The sequence below is a fragment of the Alteriqipengyuania halimionae genome (assembly GCF_009827575.1).
Taxonomy (GTDB): domain Bacteria; phylum Pseudomonadota; class Alphaproteobacteria; order Sphingomonadales; family Sphingomonadaceae; genus Alteriqipengyuania_A; species Alteriqipengyuania_A halimionae.
Genome location: NZ_WTYR01000001.1, coordinates 1,841,194 through 1,860,837, shown reverse-complemented (window position 1 = coordinate 1,860,837; position 19,644 = coordinate 1,841,194). Strand labels below are relative to the sequence as shown.

The 19,644-nt window shown below is 64.9% G+C and carries 13 protein-coding genes; 1 reads left to right on the top strand and 12 read right to left on the bottom strand.

Features of this window, described 5'->3' with window-relative positions:
• Positions 1-53: 53 nt before the first annotated feature.
• From eda to GRI68_RS08970, 10 genes are all read right to left on the bottom strand, one after another.
• Positions 54-662, bottom strand: a complete 609-nt coding sequence (eda, locus tag GRI68_RS09015) for a bifunctional 4-hydroxy-2-oxoglutarate aldolase/2-dehydro-3-deoxy-phosphogluconate aldolase (RefSeq protein WP_160616946.1) — start codon at positions 660-662, stop codon at positions 54-56.
• A complete protein-coding gene (gene glk / locus GRI68_RS09010; protein ID WP_160616945.1) occupies positions 659-1,636 on the bottom strand; it encodes a glucokinase in 978 nt (325 codons plus the stop codon). The genes eda and glk overlap by 4 nt, the downstream gene beginning before the upstream one ends.
• Complete coding sequence (gene edd / locus GRI68_RS09005) at positions 1,633-3,456, bottom strand: phosphogluconate dehydratase (RefSeq protein ID WP_160616944.1); 1,824 nt, start codon at positions 3,454-3,456, stop codon at positions 1,633-1,635. The genes glk and edd overlap by 4 nt, the downstream gene beginning before the upstream one ends.
• Positions 3,453-4,136: a 6-phosphogluconolactonase gene (locus GRI68_RS09000; protein WP_160616943.1), complete on the bottom strand. Its 684-nt coding sequence runs from the start codon at positions 4,134-4,136 to the stop codon at positions 3,453-3,455. The genes edd and GRI68_RS09000 overlap by 4 nt, the downstream gene beginning before the upstream one ends.
• A complete protein-coding gene (zwf, locus tag GRI68_RS08995) occupies positions 4,129-5,583 on the bottom strand; it encodes a glucose-6-phosphate dehydrogenase (protein WP_160616942.1) in 1,455 nt (484 codons plus the stop codon). The genes GRI68_RS09000 and zwf overlap by 8 nt, the downstream gene beginning before the upstream one ends.
• Before the next feature lie 69 nt (positions 5,584-5,652).
• The gene (locus GRI68_RS08990) at positions 5,653-7,146 is read right to left on the bottom strand and encodes a sugar MFS transporter (RefSeq protein ID WP_160616941.1); all 1,494 of its coding nucleotides are present in this window, start codon (positions 7,144-7,146) and stop codon (positions 5,653-5,655) included.
• A gap of 86 nt (positions 7,147-7,232) precedes the next feature.
• Positions 7,233-9,599, bottom strand: coding sequence for a glycoside hydrolase family 3 protein (locus GRI68_RS08985; RefSeq protein WP_160616940.1), 2,367 nt, complete (start codon positions 9,597-9,599; stop codon positions 7,233-7,235).
• A gap of 99 nt (positions 9,600-9,698) precedes the next feature.
• Positions 9,699-10,892: an MFS transporter gene (locus tag GRI68_RS08980; protein ID WP_160616939.1), complete on the bottom strand. Its 1,194-nt coding sequence runs from the start codon at positions 10,890-10,892 to the stop codon at positions 9,699-9,701.
• A complete protein-coding gene (locus GRI68_RS08975) occupies positions 10,885-11,937 on the bottom strand; it encodes a LacI family DNA-binding transcriptional regulator (RefSeq protein WP_160616938.1) in 1,053 nt (350 codons plus the stop codon). Before GRI68_RS08975 ends, GRI68_RS08980 begins: the two co-directional genes overlap by 8 nt.
• Positions 11,938-12,064: 127 nt before the next feature.
• Positions 12,065-15,346, bottom strand: coding sequence for a TonB-dependent receptor (locus GRI68_RS08970; protein WP_160616937.1), 3,282 nt, complete (start codon positions 15,344-15,346; stop codon positions 12,065-12,067).
• A 185-nt stretch (positions 15,347-15,531) separates the two neighbouring features.
• Between GRI68_RS08970 and GRI68_RS08965 the strand changes: the two genes are divergently transcribed.
• Positions 15,532-17,046 (top strand): tryptophan halogenase family protein, encoded by a 1,515-nt coding sequence (locus tag GRI68_RS08965; RefSeq protein ID WP_160616936.1) that lies wholly within the window; start codon positions 15,532-15,534, stop codon positions 17,044-17,046.
• A gap of 177 nt (positions 17,047-17,223) precedes the next feature.
• On the opposite strand, the gene GRI68_RS08960 is transcribed toward GRI68_RS08965, so the two are convergent.
• Positions 17,224-18,210, bottom strand: coding sequence for a radical SAM protein (locus GRI68_RS08960; protein WP_160616935.1), 987 nt, complete (start codon positions 18,208-18,210; stop codon positions 17,224-17,226).
• Positions 18,207-19,622, bottom strand: a complete 1,416-nt coding sequence (locus tag GRI68_RS08955; RefSeq protein ID WP_160616934.1) for a dihydrolipoyl dehydrogenase family protein — start codon at positions 19,620-19,622, stop codon at positions 18,207-18,209. Before GRI68_RS08955 ends, GRI68_RS08960 begins: the two co-directional genes overlap by 4 nt.
• Positions 19,623-19,644: the final 22 nt, after the last annotated feature.

Here is a 19,644-nt window from a genome sequence, read left to right as displayed (position 1 = left end):
CGTTCACAGCCTACCGATTGGCGGCCACGAATGACAGATTTATGACTCGGGGCTCAGCCCAGCGCGGCGGCGGCGCGGGCCAGCGCCTCGATTTCCTCTGGCGCGGCGCCCTTGGGCGCGACCCAGCTTCCGCCGACGCAGAGCACCGGATCGAGCGCCAGCCAGTCTGGCGCGGTATCCGCCCCGATTCCGCCGGTGGGGCAGAAACGGCACTGGCCGAACGGACCCGCGAGCGATTTCAGCGCCGTGATCCCGCCCGCGGCTTCGGCCGGGAAGAATTTGAAATGCGTGAGACCCAGATCGAGACCGCGCATTAGGTCGCCCGCATTCGCGATCCCGGGCAGGAACGGAATGCCGCGGTCGATCGCGGCGCGGCCCAGCCGTTCGGTCAATCCGGGCGAGACGATGAATTCGCTGCCCGCATCGATCGCGGCGTCGAGCCCGTCTGGGTCGATCACCGTGCCGGCGCCCACGATCGCTCCATCGACCTTCTTCATGGCGCGAATCGCATCGAGTGCGGCATCGGTGCGCAGCGTCACTTCGAGCACGCGCAATCCGCCCGCCACCAATGCTTTGGCCAGTGGCACCGCTTCGGCGACGTCCTCGACCACCAGCACCGGGATGACCGGGGCGGTACGCATGATGTCTGCAATGGTGCTCATGTGTGTTCCTTGGCAAAAGCCGCTGCCGCGCCGAACAGGCCCGGTTCCGGATGGGTGATGATGCTGACCGTCTGCGCTTCCATCAGCTTGCGATAGCGGCCCTTGGCGGCAAAGCGCTCGGCAAACCCCGATTGCGGCAGGACCTTGGCGAGCCGCAGACCAAGTCCGCCTGCCAGCACCACCGGTCCGGGCCCGTGGGTGAGCGCGATGTCGCCCGCCACCGCGCCGAGGCATTGGCAGAAGCGATCGAGCGCGGCTTCGGCCAGGCTGCCTTCACCGTTCAGCGCCATGGTCCACAGCGCCTTGTCGTCGCCGGCCGGCATGGGGCGGCCTTCGATTTCGGCCATCGTTTCGAAGATCGTCCGCAGGCCGGGCCCCGCGACCACGCGCTCGACCGAGACGCGGGTGTGCTTGTCGCGCAGGCGTTCGAGCAATTGGTCCTCGATCCGGTCGAGCGGAGCGTAGTCCGAATGGCCGCCTTCGGTTGCGAACACGTGCCCGCGCCCACCGATCCGCGCGAGGATCGCCACGCCAAGCCCGGTGCCGGGGCCGATCACGGAGACGATGCCGTCATCCGGACGCGGGGCTTCGGGGCCGGTGACATGGGTCAGATGTTCGGAGCCGACGCCATCCACCGCGTGCGCAACAGCGGCGAAATCGTTCATCAGCATGTGACGATCGAGCCCCAGCTTCTTGTTGATCAGCGGCGGTCGCACGACCCAGGGATTGTTGGTCAGTTTTATGAGGTCGCCCGCAATCGGAGCGGCGATCGCGATGCTGGCGGCGCGCGGCAGAGGCTGGTCGAGCGTCTCGCCATAGGCCTCCCACGCGGTCTGGAAACTTGCATGATCGGCGCAGACCAGCTTGGTCGGTTCGCCCAGCGAAACGACCTTGCCATCGGCGAGTTCGGCGATCGCGAAGCGGGCGTGGGTACCGCCGATATCGGCGGTGACGATGCGGGTGGTGTCGCTCATAGTCCTGCCTCGAACAGCATCGCCGATCCGCCGCGTTCGGCTTCGTCGGCATGGTGGCGCATCAGCGCAAAAAGTTCGCGGCCCAATCCGGGCTCGGCAGGCGGGCCATCGGGGATGGTGCGCGCCTCCCACTCCTCGGCATCCACCATCGCCTCGAGCGTGCCGGTCTTCGCGCAGACGCGCACGACGTCGCCGTCGCGCAGCCTGCCGATCGGGCCACCGCCCAGCGCTTCGGGTGACAGATGGATCGCCGCGGGCACCTTGCCGCTCGCGCCCGACATGCGCCCGTCGGTGACGAGGGCGACCTTGAAGCCGCGATCCTGGATCACGCCCAGCGGCGGGGTCAGCTTGTGCAATTCGGGCATGCCGTTGGCGCGCGGCCCCTGGAAGCGGACGACGACCACGACATCGCGATCGAGCTCGCCCGCCTTGAACGCGGCCTGCACCGCTTCCTGCGTGTGGAAGATCCGCGCCGGGGCTTCGATCGTGTGGCGGCTTTCGTCGACCGCACTGGTCTTCATCACCGCGCGACCGAGATTGCCTTCGAGCAGCGCAAGCCCGCCATGCGGCGAAAATGCTGTGGCCGGCGGGCGCAGCATATTGTCGTCGCTACTTGTTTCGGGAGCAGGATTCCACACCAGCGTATCGTCTTCGAGCGCAGGGGTTTCGCCATAGGCTTCGAGGTCCGAATGCCAGACCGTCATGACGTCCTTGTGCAGCAGCCCTTCGGCGAGCAGTTCGCGGATCACGAAACCCATGCCGCCTGCCGCCTGGAAGTGGTTCACATCGCCCGATCCGTTGGGATAGACGCGCGCGACCAGCGGTATCGCGTCGGACAATTCGGCAAAATCGGTCCAGTCGACAATGATCCCGGCCGCGCGCGCGATCGCTGGGATGTGGATCATGTGATTGGTCGACCCCCCCGTTGCGAGCAGGCCGATGATCGCGTTTACGATCGCCTTTTCATCGACGCAGCGGCCGAGCGGGCGATAATCGCCCCCGTCACGGCCGATGCCGGCCACGCGATGCGCGGCCGCTCGGGTCAGCGACTGGCGGATCTTGGTGCCCGGATTGGGGAAGGCCGCGCCGGGCACGTGGAGGCCCATGACCTCCATCATCATCTGGTTGGAATTGGCGGTGCCGTAGAATGTGCAGGTGCCTTCGCCGTGATAGCTCGCGCTTTCGGCTTCGAGCAATTCGGCCTCGCTCGCCTTGCCTTCGGCATAGAGCTGGCGAACGCGCTGCTTTTCCTTGTTGGCGAGGCCCGAGGGCATCGGCCCGGCGGGGACGAAGATGGTCGGCAGATGGCCCGCGCGCAGCCCGGCTATCAGCAGGCCGGGCACGATCTTGTCGCAGATGCCGAGCATCAGCGCGCCTTCGTACATCGCATGGCTCAAAGCGATGGTGGTCGACATCGCGATGGTGTCGCGGCTGAACAGCGACAATTCCATCCCGTCCTGACCCTGCGTCACCCCGTCGCACATCGCCGGGACGCCGCCCGCAACCTGCGCCGTCGCGCCGACTTCGCGGGCGAACAATTTGATCTTTTCCGGATAGCGATAATAGGGCGCGTGCGCTGAGAGCATGTCGTTATAGGCGGTGACGATCGCGATATTCGATGCCTGCGCGTCGCGGATCGAGGCCTTGTCCTCGCCACTGGCGGCGAAGGCATGGGCAAGATTGCCGCACGACAGCGCCGAGCGCTGCGGACCTTGTTCGCCCATCCGGTCGATCAGGTCGAGATAGCGCGCACGACCCTCGCGGCTTTTCTCGAAGATACGGTCGGTGACTTTGGCGATGGTCGGATGAAGTGGCATCAAAGGCCCTCGTAAACGGTCAGATTGGGCTGCGTCTCCTCGAGGAAACGACCCATGGGGTAGGGCGAAGCGACACCTTCGGCGAGCGCGCGGTCGAACACCGCGAGCTTGTCGCGGCCCGAGATCACGAGGATCAGGCGGCGCGAACGGGCGATCGCGTGCGGCGAAATGGTCACCCTTCCAACCGGCGCTTCGGGCGGCAGCGGATAGGGATTGACGAACAGCGTGTCGTCTTCGGTCGCGAAGGCGGTATCGTAATCGGGGCCGGGAAAGACGCTCGCGAAATGCCCGTCGCCGCCCATGCCGAGCCACAGCAGGTCTGCCGGCAGATCGACCACTTCGAGCGCGGGCGGGGGCAGCGGGTCTTCTTCGGGATCGGGAAACAGGCCGATCACGCGCGCGCCCGCCGGTTCGAACACGTCGCGCAATTTTGCGGTGTTGGAAAGCTTGTCGCTTTCCGGCACCAGCCGCTCGTCGACCGGGATGATCGTGACGTCGGCCCAGCCGAGATCCTCCTCGGCGAGGCTGCGATAGATCGGGAACGGGCTGCTCCCGCCACTCAGCGCGAGCAGGGCATGGCCGCGCTGATCGATGCCGGTGGCGATCGCGGCGCGGATTTCTGCGGCTAGCGCCTCGTTCAGCTCGTCCTTTTCGTGGAAGCGGCGGCGTTCGATCTCACTCATTCCAGCTCACCCCGTCGCGTTCGGTCAGGGCGATGGCTGCGCTCGGCCCCCAGCTGCCTGCCGGGTAGGATTTGGGGGCTTCGCCGCTTTCGGCCCAACCGGCGCGGATCGCATCGATCCATTGCCACTGCGCCTCGACCTCGTCGCGGCGGACGAACAGCGTCTGGTCGCCTTCGATGAGGTCGAGCAGAAGGCGTTCATAGGCGATGCGGCGGCGTTTGCCGGCGAAGGCCTGGCTCAGGGAAAGGTCGAGCGGGACTTCGCGCAAGGTTACCTTTTCGCCGTCGAGTCCCGGCTCCTTGGCCATCACGAGCAGGCGGACATATTCTTCCGGCTGGAGGCGGATGACCAGCGTGTTGGCCTGCAACTGTCCGCCGCGCTGGGCGAAGATATTGTGCGGCACGCAGCGGAACTGGACCACGATCTCGCTGCGCCGTTCGGTCAGCCGCTTTCCGGTGCGCAGGTAGAACGGCACGCCCTGCCAGCGCCAATTGTCGACATGGGCCTTGAGCGCGACGAAGGTTTCGGTCTTCGAGCTGTCCTCGAGATCCTGCGCATAGCTGCCGACCGACTGTCCGCCGACCGCGCCATCGCCGTACTGGCCGCGCACGCTCTGGTCCGGCTGCAAGGGCCGCAGCGCGCGCAGCACCTTGACCTTTTCGTCGCGGATCGCGGTGCTGTCGAAATCGCTGGGCGGCTCCATCGCGGTCAGCGCGAGCAATTGCAGCATATGGTTCTGCACCATGTCGCGCAGCGCACCGGTATCGTCGTAGAAACCGGCCCGCCCTTCCAGCCCCACGGTCTCGCTGATCGTGATCTGGACGTGTTCGATATGGGCGGCATTCCACACCGGCTCGAACAGCATGTTGGCAAAGCGCAGCGCCATCAGGTTCTGCACCGTCTCCTTGCCGAGATAGTGGTCGATGCGGAAAATACGGTCTTCGGGGAAGACGGCGGCGACCGCATCGTTAATCTCGCGGCTCGAGGCGAGATCGTTGCCGAGCGGCTTTTCGAGCCCGATGCGGACATTGTCGCCCGCCAGCCCGGCCGATTTCAGCCCTTTGATCGTCGGTTCGAACAGGAACGGCGCGGTCGAGAGGAAAATCGACAACCCGCCCGACGTATCGCCGACCTTTTCGGCCAGCACGTCGAAGCCCTCGATCGTCGAGGCGTCGAGCGCCTGGTAGCTCAGCCGGTCGGGAAAGCTTGCCAGCGCATCGGCATCCTTGCGGTCGTCGGGCAGGTATTCCTCCAGCGCATCGCGCGCCATCTGGCGGAATTCCTCGTCCGACATCTCGCTGCGGGCGGTGCCGATGATCTGCAACGCGTCGGGCACCAGCCCGTCGGCATGCAGGGCATAGAGGGAGGGAAGCAGCATCCGGCGCGACAGGTCACCCGTCGCGCCGAACAGCAGCAATTTTGCGGACGTCTCGCCTGGGGCGGTCATCGTACTCCTTCGCTTACAAGCAATCTACGCACGAGGCCCGCCCCGGGTCCGAGGTGGTTTCGGGACGGTTCAGGCAGGCCGACGTGCGTAATATCCGAAACCGGCAATGATGGCATAGCAGATCGCGGGCAGGGTGAGCGCCACGGCCAGGCTGCCGCTGGTATCGGCGATCACGCCGAACAGCAGCGGCACGACCGCGCCGCCGAAAATCGCCACGTTGATGATGCCCGATCCGTCCGCCGCGCGCGGGCCCAGCTTTTCGCAGGCCAGCGAGAAGATTGTCGGGAACATGATCGAGTTCATCAAGCCACAGGCGAGCAGCGTGTAGCCCGCGACTTCGCCGGTGGTGTTGGCCGAGATCGCGATCAGCGTGATGGCTCCCAGCGCGTTGAAGGCGAGGATCTTGCCCGGCGAGAAGACGCGCAGAAGACCCGAACCGATGAACCGGCCGAGCATTGCGCCGCCCCAGTAGAGCCCGATCATCCATTCCACTGCGTTCGGGGCGAGGACGACGTCGAAGCCCAAAAGGTCATTGAAAATATAAGTGATCGTTCCGTTGAGCCATGCGGTGAAAGGTCCGCCTTGGGCCATCACTTCCGACTGAAGGAGGTAATTGATGATGATCGAACCGATCGACACCTCGGCGCCGACATAGAGAAAAATGCAAAGCGCTCCGTATCCAAAGCGCGTCCGCTTGAGGAGATCATTGTCGTGCAACCATATGACCGGCGCCGCGAGAATGAACAGCAGGCCGAGCCATCCGCTCACAAAAGAGGCAATCACGGCGCCAGCAATGACGAGCGCGAGACCAAGATTGTATCGTTTTGATGAAACCAGTGCATTATCGCCCATGCTTTGAGCGTCATGCGGCAAACGGTTGCGGAACAGCCAGACGGCCAGTGCGACCAGTGCGATCAGGACGGCCACGCCGAGATAGCCCTGCCAGATCGCTTCGCTTTCCGCGGTGCGATAGGCTGCCAGTTCGGCGCCCGACAGCTGGTCGGCGCTGACATTGGCTAGGCTGCCGAGGATCACAGCGGCACCGACGATCGGGAAAATGGTGGTGCCGAGAGAGTTGAACGCCTGCGCGAACGTCAGGCGGCTATGCGCGGTCTTTTGCGGACCGAGCAGCGAGATCAGCGGGTTGGCCACGACCTGCACGATCACCACGCCGCTGGCGAGGATGAACAGCGCGCCGAGGAACAGCGCGTAGGTCGCGGTCTGCGAAGCCGGAATGAACAGCAGGCAGCCCAGGATCATCAGGCAAAGCCCGGCCACCGCGCCGCGCATATAGCCGATCTTCTTGACCAGCTTCGCGCCGGGAATGCCGATCAGCAGATAGGCGGTGAAGAAGCAGAACTGCACCAGCATGGCCTGGGTGTAGTTGAGCGTGAACAGCTCTTTCAGCTTCGGGATGATCACGTCGTTCAGCGAGGTGATCCCGCCGAAGATGAAGAACAGGCCGAAGACGAAATATTGCAGGCCGGGGGCGTTGATGCCCGCGCCATCCTCGTCGATCGGCTGCGGATCGGTGCTGCTTGCTACGTCGGGTGCCAGTGCCATTGAAATTCCCTCTCCCTGTCCCGCGCCCGGTTCTAGCCCCGGGCTTGCGGGCATCGCTTCCTATTACTCGTTTTGCGTAACGGCAATCAGAACGTGCACTCGGCCCCTTCGGGCAGGTCTTCGCGGCGGATCGTGTGGATGCGCAGCGTGAATTCGCGCTCCGAATCGATCCGCAGCGTCTTGCCGAGGCCGGGCAGGCACGCCTGGGTCAGCACCATTTCGCGCCAGCCCTTGCCCGCGGCGATGCCGAGGTCCTGCGTCGCATCGAAACGCGCCCCGCCCGAGGAGATGACCACCCGGCCCATGGGGCGGTCGGGCACATCGTAGGTGATGACATAGGCTTCGTTTTCTCCGGTGCCGAAGAACTCGATATAGCCGCCCGGTGCGATGGTGATCTCGCGCGCGTCTTCCTGCGCGTTGCGATCGATCCCGCGCATGGTCGCGAGCGGGGCGGTGCCGATCATGTTGGCGAGGTCGACTTCACCCGCACGGGCGCGCACGCCATCGGCGAGCCGGCCCGAGCTGAACCAGTCGAGCCCGGCACCCGCTTCGAGCGCGGCGCAAGTCTCGTCGAGGGTCGGCGTGGCGCTGGTATCGGTCAGCGCGCGGCCATAGCCGACCGCGAACAGCGCGCCCTCGGTGCCGTTGAGCGGTGCGCCTTCGCAGGTCGCGGGCCAGCTGAAGCCGAGCTTACCGGTGGCAGGCTTCGCGCCGGCCAGCACATCGGCCACGCCCATGCCTTCGCCGCCCGGCAGCCAGCTGGCGACGAACGCGTCGGAGGCGTTCATTTCGCGGTTCATCCACAGCGGACGGCCCGACAGGAACACGGCAACCGTGGGGATGCCTTCGGCGTCGAACTTGCGCAGCAGGTCGAGGCCTTCCTCGTCACGGAAAGCGAGATCCTTCCGGTCGCCAGCGAATTCGGCATAGGGTTTCTCGCCGAACACGACGATCGCGACATCGGGCTTGTCGCCATAGCTGCCGTCGGTCGAGCGCATGGCTTTGCCGCCGCTGCCTTCGACCGCATCTTCGATGCCTTCCCAGATCGAGGTTGCACCGGGGAACATGTCGTCCTCCAGCTCGGTGCCGCCCTGCCAGGTCAGCGTCCAGCCGCCTGCGGCCTGCGCAATGCTGTCGGCCGCACGACCCGCGACGAGGACGTTGGCCCCGCGCTTCAGCGGCAGCACGCCGTTGTTCTTCAAGATCACCTGCGACTTGGCGACCGCTTCGCGCGCGATCGCGCGGTGCGCATCCGATCCGACCACGCCCCAGTCGCCGCCGAGCAGGCGCTCGGACGGCTTGGGCGCATTGAGCAATCCGGCACGCGCCTTGACGCGCAGCACGCGGGTGACCGCTTCGTCGACTCGCGCCATCGGGATGGTTCCGTCGCGGACCTGCGCGACCAGCGTTTCGGTCAGCGTCTTCCAGTCGTCGGGCACCATGTAGATGTCGAGCCCGGCAAGCAGCGCTTGTGCGCAATCGTCGTTGGTGCAGCCCTGGATCTGGCCGTGGCCGTTCCAGTCACCCACCACCAGGCCTTCGAAGCCCAGTTCGCCGCGCAGCACGCCGGTGAGCAACGCTTCGTTGCCGTGCATCTTGCGCCCGTTGATCGAGTTGAAGCTCGCCATGATGGTCTGCACCCCGGCTGCGATCGCGGCGGGATAGGGTACGGCGTGGATCGCCTTCAGCTCTTCGATGTCGCCGTTGACGTCGCCCTGGTCGACGCCGCGTTCGGTCCCGCCATCGCCGAAGAAGTGCTTGGCGGTGGCGACCACATGGTTGCCGTCGAGGAATTCGGCCGAGCCCTGGCGGCCCTGCAGGCCTTCGACCAGCGCGGCGCCCATCCGGGCGACGATCTGCGGGTCTTCGGAATAGCTTTCATAGGTGCGCCCCCAGCGGTCGTCGCGTGCGACGGCGACGGTGGGGGAGAAATTCCACTCGATCCCGGTGGCGCGGATTTCCGCTGCCGTTGCGGCGCCGATCCGGCGCACGAGATCGGCGTCGCGGGTCGCGCCCAGGCCGATATTGTGCGGAAAGATCGTCGCGCCGATCACATTGGTGTGGCCGTGCACGGCATCGGTGCCCCACATGGTCGGGATCGCCGGTTCGCCGTTCGGCAGCGGCTTGACCGAGGCTTCCCACATTTCGTCGGCCAGTTTCAGCCATTCCGAAGCCGGAGCGAATTCATCGCCGTAGGGGCCGCCATTGCCGCCATTGAGGTAGCTGCCGAAGCGATAGCGCTCCATATCCTCTGCGGTAAACGAATTGATCTGCGGCTGGATCAGTTGCCCGATCTTGCGCTCCAGCGTCATCCGCGAGACGAGATCGGCGATCCGCGCGTCTTCGGACATGGTGGCGGTGGTAGTGTCCGCCGGACTGGCGATCCCGGCAGGCTGTGCCGCGCAGGCGGCAAGCGCGAGACACGCTCCGGACAGAAGCAGACGATCGAGCATGTAAGAATTCCTCTCCGTGTTCTCTTTATGAGAACGTTCCCAAGCGGGAGGATTGGCACGGTGGCGCGGCGAAATCAAGCGCCCAGCAATGGGTTTGTGTCAGGCCGCGCGGCGTGCCGTTGCCAGCAGCAGGCAGGCCATCAGCGCGAGCCCCGCAAGCACCAGCCACAGCCCGTCGAAACCGAATCCCGGCACCAGCCCCAGCGTCAACAGCGGCATGATGAGCGACGGCGTGGTGTTGGTAAGGTTGAACAGGCCCAGATCGCGTCCGCGTGTCTCTGGCCGGGGCAGAACCCGCAGCGTCTGGGCCGAATGCAGCGCCAGGAAGACCGCCGCGACCAGTCCGAACAGAACATAGCCCGTCATCGCCAGCGCTAGCGTATCCGACAGCGCCATCACGAGCAGGCCGATGGCCGACAGGCCAGCAGCGCTCGCCAGCGGCAGGATCGGGCGATCGGTGCGATCGGACCACCGACCGGTCAGCAGCGACAACGGTACCGCGGCGACGAGCACGATGCTGAACACGCGTGCGGTGTCGCTGTCGGTCACGCTCGGATCGATCGAGCGGAACCAGTACAGCAGATAGGCGAACAGCGCCGCTTCGGAGATCTGCACCAGCAGGCGCGCGATCCACATCCGTCCGATCAAACCGCGCGAAGGACGCGGTGCGTCGGAGAGTTCGCTCGATCGCGTCATCAGATGCGGCATCGGTCGGTCATAGCCCGTGACCAGCACCGGCAGGACCATCGCGATCGTCAGCAAGGCGACCAGCTCCAACCGTGTGTCGGCTCCGGCCAGGCCCGGCCAGGTCACCAGCGCGCCCGCTGCCGCGCCCGCCGCCGGCGAGAAGGCCAGCAAACCGCCCAGCAGGCCCTTCTGCCGGTCGGGCACCATGTCGCCCGCCCACGCCGCCAGCGGGGCCAGCATCAAGTTGAGCGCCAATTGCCACACCACGATCACGCCGATCAGTTCGGCCAGCGAGTGGGTCGCCTGCACCGAGACGAGCAGGAGCGAGCACAGGACGAGGCCGGTCGCGATCCACGCCTTGCGGTTGCCGCTGCGGTCGGACAGCCAGCCGAACGCGATATTCGCGAGGCTGGCAATCACCGCGCCGGCAAATGCGGCGTAGGCGAGGGGGGCGACATCGTCCCCGCCCGAAAGCTCGCTCATCCGGACCGGCAACAGGATCGTGAGAAAAGGCACATAGGCCACCGCCCCGCCGGCGCTCGCAAGCGCGTATAGCCACAGGAATCGCAGCGATTGGCGATCCAGATCGCCGGAGGTCTCAGTCATCGGAAAGGGGCGCGGCGGTCGATTGGCGGATACGCAGCTCACCCGAAATCGTCACAGGCTGAGCGGGTGGCTCGGCGTCGCGGTCAATCAGCAATTCGACCGCGCGGGCGATGGTCGCAGCGATGGGCTGGTCGATCGCGGTCAGGCGTGGATTGGTGAAGCGCACGATAGGCGTGTTGTCGAAACTGATGAGCGAGAGATCGCGCGGCACGTCGAGCCCGCTTTCGCGCGCGGTTTCGAGCGTGGCGAGGGTCATGTGGTCGCTCGAGGCGATGATCGCGGTCGGGCGCCGATCCAGGGCGAGCAATTCGCGCGCGGCGCGCACGCCGCTGTCATAGCCGAAATCGCCGCGGCGGCAGAGGCCGTCGGTGGGCAGGCCCGCTTCGTCCATCGCTGCGCGCCAGCCATCGATGCGCCAGTCGGAAAGACTGTATTCCTCCGGCCCGGCGATGAAGCCGATCCGTTTGTGGCCGAGTTCGACCAGATGGCGGGTGGCGTCGGCGGCGGAGCCTTCGTCGTCCATCGTCAAGGCGATGCCCGGTCCGTCGGCCTTCGATCCGATCCGGGCAAAGCGGATCCCGTGTTCGGCGAGCAGGCCGATGATCTGCGGATTTTCCGAGTGCGGCGGGGTCAGCACCACCCCGTCGGGGTGGAGGGCGGAAAGCGCCGCGCCGAGTTCGCGTTCGATATGGTCGTCATGCGTGTCGACCAGCTCGATCAACATGCGATAGCCGTGCTCGGCGGCCTTGAGCATTCCGCCCAGAAGCATCTGGTCGACCCAGTCGCCGCCTTCGCGTGCGGTCCATTCCGCGATCGTGCGTTCGCGATCGTTCAGGGCGAGGATCAGGTAGGACCGCGATCCACTCATCCGCTGGGCGGCGATCGAGGGGACGTAGCCGAGCTTGTCGATGCTCGCCTGCACGCGCTCTTTCATCGCCGGACGCACATTGGGCTCGTTGTTGATGACCCGGCTCACGGTCTGGAGCGAGACACCGGCATCGGCCGCGACATGCTTGATGGTTACCGATTGGCGGCGACGCGCCATGCATCATTCCCCGTCTGTTGTCCGGCTTTTGCGGCCCGCACCGCTCTTATGGGATCGGGCCGCAAAAGCAAACGGGCCCCGTCCTTCAGAACGGAGCCCGCGATGCTTGCTTCGATAGTGCGTCCGATCAGAAGTCGAAGCGCACCAGGAAGGTGAAGCGGCGGTCGTTGCGGAAGGCCGAGCGAACGACGCGCGTCTGGTCGAAGTCGAACACCTGGCTTGTGCGCGTGACCTCGTCGAGCAGGTTGACCCCCTGGACACCGACCTTGATCTGGTCGGTGACGTCGTAGAAAATCGACGCATCGAGCTGGCCCGTGGCCTCGTTGAAGATCGGCTGGAACGGGAAGATCACGTCGCGCGTGGTCAACAGATATTCGGACCGCCAGTTGTAAGCCGCGCGGGCCGAGAAGCCGTACATCTCGTAGAACAGCACGGCGTTGACGGTGTGCTCGGAAATCCCCGTCAGCGGCAGGTTGTTCGCAAACGGGCTGCGTTCCGCTCCGATATTGTTGTTGTTGAACGCACCACCATCGACATAGGTGTAGGTCAGCTGCGTGCCGAAGCCAGCGAGCGCCCCCGGCAGGAAGTCGAACGTATCCTGGAAGGCAAGTTCCGCCCCCTTCAGCGTGCTGCTGTCGGAATTGACCGGGCCGTTGATCAGCACGTCGATCGCGTTTCCTTGCGGGCTGGTCAGTTCCTGCACCGTGGCGCCGCTGACCTCCTGGTTGGAGATATCCTTGGCGAACAGGGCAACGGTCAGCGAGCCGACATCGTCGAAATACCATTCCGCCGAAATGTCGTAGTTCCAGCTTTCGACCGGACGCAAAGAGCGGTTGCCGGTGTTGAGGCCGAACAACGCGCCGGTATCCGTGGTGCCGCCCTGCACAAGGTTGTTGGTGTTGTCGAACACCAAGCCGCCGGTGCGGAAGGCCGAGAGATCGGGTCGGAAAATGCCCTTCGACACAGCCGCGCGCAGCACAATGCCGTTGTTCAAATTCAGACGGGCATTGAAGCTGGGCAGCCAGTGATCGTAGGTTTCGTCCGATCGATCGAGGTAGACGTCGCCGGTCAGGCCGGCGGCGAATTCGGCCTGACGCGCCGCGCTCAGCTGGCAGAAACCCGGTCCCTGCTCCCCGGCGGGAACATTGTCGCAGCGGTTCTGGATATCGCTGATCTCCGCCACGCCATCGCCGTCTCCGCCGCGATTGGGCGAAGTGGGATCGGCCGGATCTTCCAGAACCGGGTCATCGATATAATTGGCGCCGAGGAAACCGACGAGGCCGCTCGAGCGGACGCGCGTCTCGACATAGCGGACGCCGATATTACCCGAGAACTCAAGGCCGCTATCGAAATCGTGCCCGAAGTCGACCCGGGCGTAGGCGGCGTTCGTGGTTTCGTCGACCGGAACGACTTCGGTCGGGCAGAAGGGATCGCACTGGACCAGCGTGCCATCGGGACGCTGCTGGGTGCGACCGCCGATCAACGGTCGGCCTTCGCTCGTCAGAGTGAAGTCCTTGATCGCCTGCACGTCTTCGGACAGCTGGCCATTGAGATAGGCCTCGACCAGGTTGTCGCCCGGTCCGCCGCCATAGAAGATGGCCGCGCCATTGCCGGCGGGTACCGGCGCGTTGCCGCGCTGGAAATTGTCGCCGAACGGATTGTATACGGCGGCCTGGTCCGGGAAGTCGAAGGCATAGGCGCCGCCGGCACCGTAGGCCTGCGGATCGTCACCGTTCCAGTTGCCGTTACGACCGGTCCAGGGCGCGCCGAGATTCGACCAGTTCGAATAATTGGCGTTGCGCGTGACGCGGCTGCGGTCAGCCCAGCGAGCGCCAAAGCGCGCTTTGCGGAAGAAGCCGGTGTCGGAGATATCGTATTCGATATCTCCGCGCATCGAATACAGCGAACCTTCGTTGTCGATCTGATTGTCGAGGTGGAACCAGAAATAGGTCAGCGCCGGATCGGTGAAGTAGTCCGCCGGCGAAGCCTGCGTGCCCGGCTGGAAGAACTGGACTTGCGGCGTATCACCCGAATTGTCGATGAAGATGTCCGAATAGGTCTGCATCGCGAAGATCACACCCGCGGTGTTGAGCTTCGAATTGATGACCTGGCCTTCGAAATTGATGGCGAGACGATCGGTCGGCTCGATCTGGATGCTGACCGAGTAGTCTTCGGTGGTCGCGCGCCCTTCCTGCTGGAAGTGCAGGTTCTCGGTCGAGATGCCGGGAATGCCGCCATCCGACGTCTGCGTGAGCGTGCCGCGCTCGAAGAAGCCTTCGCTGTCGAAGGTGAAGTCGGTCCCTGCTTGCGGGATCGGGAAGAACGCATCGTTGTTAACGAGCGCCAGCATCGAGAATTCTTCGAGCGACGTGTCGGTATCGGCACGCAGATATTCGGCGGTGATTTGCACCCGCCCATCGTTGCTTTCGAACTGGCCGACCACCGAATAGGCGTTGCGGTCACGCTCGAGCGAGGTGGTGCGAACGCCGGCGCCCTTGGGCACGACGACGCTGCCGGCGGGCGGGAAGTTGGTTTCGTCGAAATTCGAACCGCCGAAACCGCCGTCGCCGACATCGCGTGCGCGGATACAGCCGCCGCTCAGCAGGTCTGCGGGACGATAGCAGGGATCGGTGAGCTGCGAGGCATCGGTGCGGGTCTTCAGTTCCTGCTGGGCATAGCCCAGTTGCAGGCCGAAAGTGCCGATGCCGACGTCGAAGGTGTCGGATGCCAGCACCGAGAAGCCGGGCGACCATTCCTCAGCGAGATCGCCGTAATTGTATTCGAGCGTGCCGGCGATGTTGAAGCCGGGATTGTCGAGCGGCTTGCGGGTAACGAGATTGACCGTGCCCGAAATGCCGCCGTCGATCATGTCGGCGGTGGTGTTCTTGTAGACTTCCACCCGGCCGAGAAGTTCGGGCGAGACGTCGTTGAACGACAGCGTGCGCCCGCCATCGGCGGAAAAGATGTCGCGCCCATTGAGTTCGGACCGAACGAAGGACAGGCCGCGAATGATGACGCCCGATCCCTCGACCGAGAAGCGGTCGGGATCGTCGGGCGAGGCAAAACGCGAAATGTTGACGCCGGGGACGCGCTGCAGCGCTTCGGCGACCGAACGGTCGGCCAGTGCCCCGATGTCTTCCGCGCTGATCACATCGACGACGGTGTCGGCGTTGCGTTTGATATCCTGCGCGTTTTCCAGCGACTGGCGAAAACCGGTGATGACAACCTTGTTTTCGACCGATTCAGGCGTGCCTGCCGGGGTTTCCTGCTCGGCGGCATCACCGTCTTCGTCCTGCGTATCCTGCGCATAGGCAGGCTGCGCGACGGCGGCGAGTGCCAGGCTAGAAGCGGTGGCAAGAATGGCGCAGCGACGCGAACGCGTGCCACGCGAAGTGAACGTGGTAACCATGGATCCTCCCTCGGACATCCTCTGTATGGCGAGATTGATCCCGCCCTATTCCCACGGCCCGCTTATGACAAAATGTTAGCGTTCACAAGATTCCATATGAACGTTATCAAGAAAACGTTGCAGCATGGTCACAGAGGCTGGCGGCACGGTCTGCGAAATGGCAAGGTCGCCGCAGGAGAGAATGGATGCCAATCGAGAATATCGTAATCGTCGGCGGGGGGACTGCCGGATGGATGGCCGCGGCGGTCCTGTCGCGGATCGGCAAAGGGCGCGGCATCGGCGTTACCCTGGTCGAATCGGAAGCCATCGGAACGGTCGGCGTGGGCGAGGCGACGATCCCGCCCTTCGTCGATTTCAACAAATTGCTGGGGATCGACGAGGCGGAAATGCTCGCCGCGTCGGGCGGCACGTTCAAGCTGGGCATCCAGTTCGTCAACTGGGGCAATATCGGCGACAGCTACATTCACCCCTTCGGCAATTACGGCTATGAGATCGACGGGGTCTCGTTCCACCATATCTGGCACGCCATGCAGGATGCGGGCGACAAGCGGCCGATACAGGTCTTCAACGTCGAGACCATGGCGGCGCATTTCGGCAAGTTCGCGCGCAGCGAGGACTACCAGCAGAGCGGCGATCTGCCGCCGACCAATTACGCCTATCACCTCGATGCCACGCGCTATGCCAAATTCCTGCGCGCCTTCGCCGAACAGCGCGGCGTGGTGCGGCAGGAAGGCAAGGTGTCCGAGGTCAGGCGCGATGGCGAGAACGGCTTCGTATCCTCGATCGTGCTCGAAAGCGGTCAGGAAATCTCCGGCGACCTGTTTATCGACTGCACCGGCTTTCGCGGATTGCTGATCGAGCAGGCGCTCGAAACCGGATACGAGGAATGGACCCACTGGCTGCCATGCGATCGCGCGGTGGCGCTGCCCTGCGGGCGCGACGACGGCTCGCCGCCGCTCCCTTATACCCGCGCCACCGCGCATCCGGCCGGGTGGCAATGGCAGGTGCCGCTGCAGCACCGCAACGGCAACGGGCATGTCTATTGCAGCCAGTTCATGGAAGCCGACGAGGCGACCGATATCCTGGTCAACAATATCGCGGCCAAGCCGCAGGCCGATCCCAACCATCTGCGCTTCGTCACCGGCCACCGGAAGAAGTTCTGGAACGGCAATGTCGTCGCGCTGGGGCTGGCGGCGGGCTTCATGGAGCCGCTCGAATCGACCTCGATCCATTTGATCAATACCGGCCTCAACAAGCTCGTCTCGCTGCTGTCGGCAGGCGGGATCACGCAGGCGCAGGAAGATGCCTTCAACCGCTTCACGCTCAAGGAATATGAGCGGATCCGCGACTTCCTGATTCTCCATTACAAGTCGACCAATCGCGACGATTCCGAGTTCTGGAATTACTGCCGCACCATGTCGGTGCCCGACAGCCTGTCGGAAAAGATCGAACTGTTCCGCCAGAACGGGCAGATCTTCCGCGAGGAGGACGAGCTGTTCACCGAGACCAGCTGGGCGGCGGTGATGATGGGGCAGGGCGTGGCGATGGAAGGCCACAACATCATGGTAGACCAGGACCGGCTGAGCGCGATCAAGGGCGAGATCGACGGCATCGAGCAATCGATCCGCTGGCTCACCCAGCACATGCCGACCCATGCCGAATATCTCGCCAAATACTGCCCCGCGAAAGACGCGGCTTAAGACATTTTATCGTCACGGAACACGCACTCCCCTCCCTTGAGGGAGGGGTTGGGGGTGGGAGTACGGCGTCGGCCACAACTGCCGAACACCCCCACCCAGCCTCCCCCTCGAGGGGGAGGAGGTTGGTATCGCGTCAATGGACTTCGACGGGCTAAGGCACGAGCGGAGGGGGTCAGTTCAAGCTGAACAGCTCGCTCCGCCGAGCACGCAGAACCGCGCGCAATGCGGGTGGTTCAGCTTCACCGCCTGCGCGGCCTCTTCCAGCGTCTCGCCCAGATCGAATTCGGGATCGTGGGGGATCAGCGTGCAGGCCGCCACGCGGGGCCGGTCCTCGCCCTTGCGGTGGACGACCATGCGGCTCGATGCGCACATGATGTCGGCGGGTGACTTGCCGAGGATGTCCCAGCAGGCGGTGGTGATCTCGGCGACGTCCTTGGTGGCATCCATCTCGGGGAACAGCACCAGCTGCGCGGGATCATACGCGTCGATCGCGATCGTCTCGCGCGCGAACAGCGCGGCATAGCGTTCGCGGGCTTCTACCATGCCTTCGCCGGGGAGCAGGCGCCCCGCCACCGCGATGGCGAAGCCGTTGTCGGACAGCCAGCGCAAGCCGTCGATCGCTACGTCCCAGGTCCGCGGCCCGCGTTCGCCCTCGTGCCCGGTCCGGGTGTGATGATCGAGACTGACGCGCAATGTGAGCGCGTCGCCGAACCGCTCGCGTAGCAGCAGCAGCTTTTCCTCGTGCCGCCGCATCGGTTTCATCGCATTGGTCAGCACAAGTGCCTCGAACCCGCGTGCGAGCGCATCGGTGAGCATCGGCAGGAAGGCGGGGTTCATGAACGGTTCGCCGCCGGTAAACCCGATCTCGCGCGTGCCCATCCCCTCGGCTTCGGCGTAGAACCGCGCGGCATCCTCGGCCGAGAGATAGACCAGCGCATCGTTGGTCGGGCTGCTCTCGATATAGCAGGTGACGCAGGCGAGATTGCACAGCGTGCCGGTGTTGAGCCACAGCGTGTCGAGCCCGGTCAGCGGCACCGAGGCGCGCGGTTCGCCTGCCGCCGTGATGTCGGGATCGGCAAACTTCTCCGCCGGCAGTGCTTCCGCCTCGACCGCGAAGGGCGAGGGGCCGGTGGGCGCACTGCGGCTCTTGCTGCGCACACTCATGAGAAGCGCCGTCGCATGCCGGCCACGAAGCTGGCCCATTTCTTCGGCCAGATGCCGAACACGGTCGGCTCCCACGCGGCGAAGGCGGCGGCTTTCGAAATTTCGCTGCGGGTCGGATAGGCGATGATCGCGCTGCCGAGCGCGAAGCTCGAGGCCTTGCCGGTGATGAGCTGGCTATAGGGCAGCAACAGCTCGCCGACATTCTCGCCGACGAGGCTCGCGCCGATCACCTTGTGGCCCTTGAAGATCACTTTCGCGCGGCCTTTGTCGCGGCCCTCGGCCAGCGCGCGCTCATTGTCGTCGAAATGCTCGGTCACCACGCGGATTTTGTCGCCGTGCTTTGCCCGCGCATCGCTTTCGGTGAGGCCGATCTGCGCCACTTCGGGCGAGGTGTAGGTGCACCAGGGCAGCGCAGCGTAGTCCACCTTGGCCGGAAGCCCGAGCGTGATCTCGAGCGCGACGTTCGATCCCTCATAGCCCGAGACATGGGTGAGGCGCGGGCCGTCGCGGCAATCGCCGATCGCGTAGATGCTCTTCACCGAGCTGCGGCGGCGATCGTCGGTCACGATGCCGTTCTGGTTGGTCTCGACCCCGATCGCATCGAGACCGAGCCGTTCGATATTGGCCGTCCGCCCGGTCGCGATCAGGATATGCGTGCCGGTGATCGTTTCCGAACCGGCCTCGACCGTGATGTTTCCCTTGCCGCCGGTCACGCGTTTCGCCTTGCCGGTGACGAAGCGCACGCCTTCGCTCTCCATCGTGTCGAGGAGCACCGAGACGTTGTCGGGATCGTCGCGACCCATCGGGCTGTCGGGCTCGATCACGGTGACATCGGAGCCCAGGCGGCGGAAGGCCTGCGCCATTTCCATCCCGATATTGCCGCCGCCGATCACGATCAGGTGGCCGGGCAATTCGTCGAGGTCGAACAGGTTTTCGTTGGTGAGATACGGCACCGTATCGATGCCCTTGATCGGCGGGATCGCGGGCTTCGATCCGGTCGCCAGCACGATGCGCGGCGCTTTCAATTCGCGCCCGCCGACGCGCACGGTGTGCTCGTCGACCAAGCTCGCCCAGTCGCGGATCACCTCGCAGCCCATCTCCTCGAACCGCTCCTGCGAATCGTGGGGCTCGATCGCCGCGATGGCGTCGCGGATATGCTGGCGCACGCCCGCCCACTCCACCTTCGGCGCTTCGAGCGTGACGCCGTAGCGGGTGGCTTCGCGCGCTTCGGCGGCGCGTTTGGCGGCTGTGATCAGCGCCTTGGACGGGACGCAGCCGGTGTTGAGGCATTCGCCCCCCATCGGGCCGGCTTCGATCAGCGCGACCTCCAGCCCGAACATCGCGCAGCCGCCGGCCGCAGTCAGCCCGGCCGCTCCACCGCCGATCACGATGGCGTCATGGGTAAATGTCATCAAATGTCCTGCAAGTGTGGCG

What these genes read in the sequence shown, in the direction of transcription:
- GRI68_RS08960 (WP_160616935.1), bottom strand. Translation starts at nt 18,210, where the DNA reads ATGAGTGTGCGCAGCAAGAGCCGCAGTGCGCCCACCGGCCCCTCGCCC.
- GRI68_RS08990 (WP_160616941.1), bottom strand. Translation starts at nt 7,146, where the DNA reads ATGGCACTGGCACCCGACGTAGCAAGCAGCACCGATCCGCAGCCGATC.
- GRI68_RS08955 (WP_160616934.1), bottom strand. Translation starts at nt 19,622, where the DNA reads ATGACATTTACCCATGACGCCATCGTGATCGGCGGTGGAGCGGCCGGG.
- zwf (WP_160616942.1), bottom strand. Translation starts at nt 5,583, where the DNA reads ATGACCGCCCCAGGCGAGACGTCCGCAAAATTGCTGCTGTTCGGCGCG.
- GRI68_RS08980 (WP_160616939.1), bottom strand. Translation starts at nt 10,892, where the DNA reads ATGACTGAGACCTCCGGCGATCTGGATCGCCAATCGCTGCGATTCCTG.
- GRI68_RS08985 (WP_160616940.1), bottom strand. Translation starts at nt 9,599, where the DNA reads ATGCTCGATCGTCTGCTTCTGTCCGGAGCGTGTCTCGCGCTTGCCGCC.
- GRI68_RS08975 (WP_160616938.1), bottom strand. Translation starts at nt 11,937, where the DNA reads ATGGCGCGTCGCCGCCAATCGGTAACCATCAAGCATGTCGCGGCCGAT.
- eda (WP_160616946.1), bottom strand. Translation starts at nt 662, where the DNA reads ATGAGCACCATTGCAGACATCATGCGTACCGCCCCGGTCATCCCGGTG.
- GRI68_RS08970 (WP_160616937.1), bottom strand. Translation starts at nt 15,346, where the DNA reads ATGGTTACCACGTTCACTTCGCGTGGCACGCGTTCGCGTCGCTGCGCC.
- GRI68_RS08965 (WP_160616936.1), top strand. Translation starts at nt 15,532, where the DNA reads ATGCCAATCGAGAATATCGTAATCGTCGGCGGGGGGACTGCCGGATGG.
- GRI68_RS09000 (WP_160616943.1), bottom strand. Translation starts at nt 4,136, where the DNA reads ATGAGTGAGATCGAACGCCGCCGCTTCCACGAAAAGGACGAGCTGAAC.
- glk (WP_160616945.1), bottom strand. Translation starts at nt 1,636, where the DNA reads ATGAGCGACACCACCCGCATCGTCACCGCCGATATCGGCGGTACCCAC.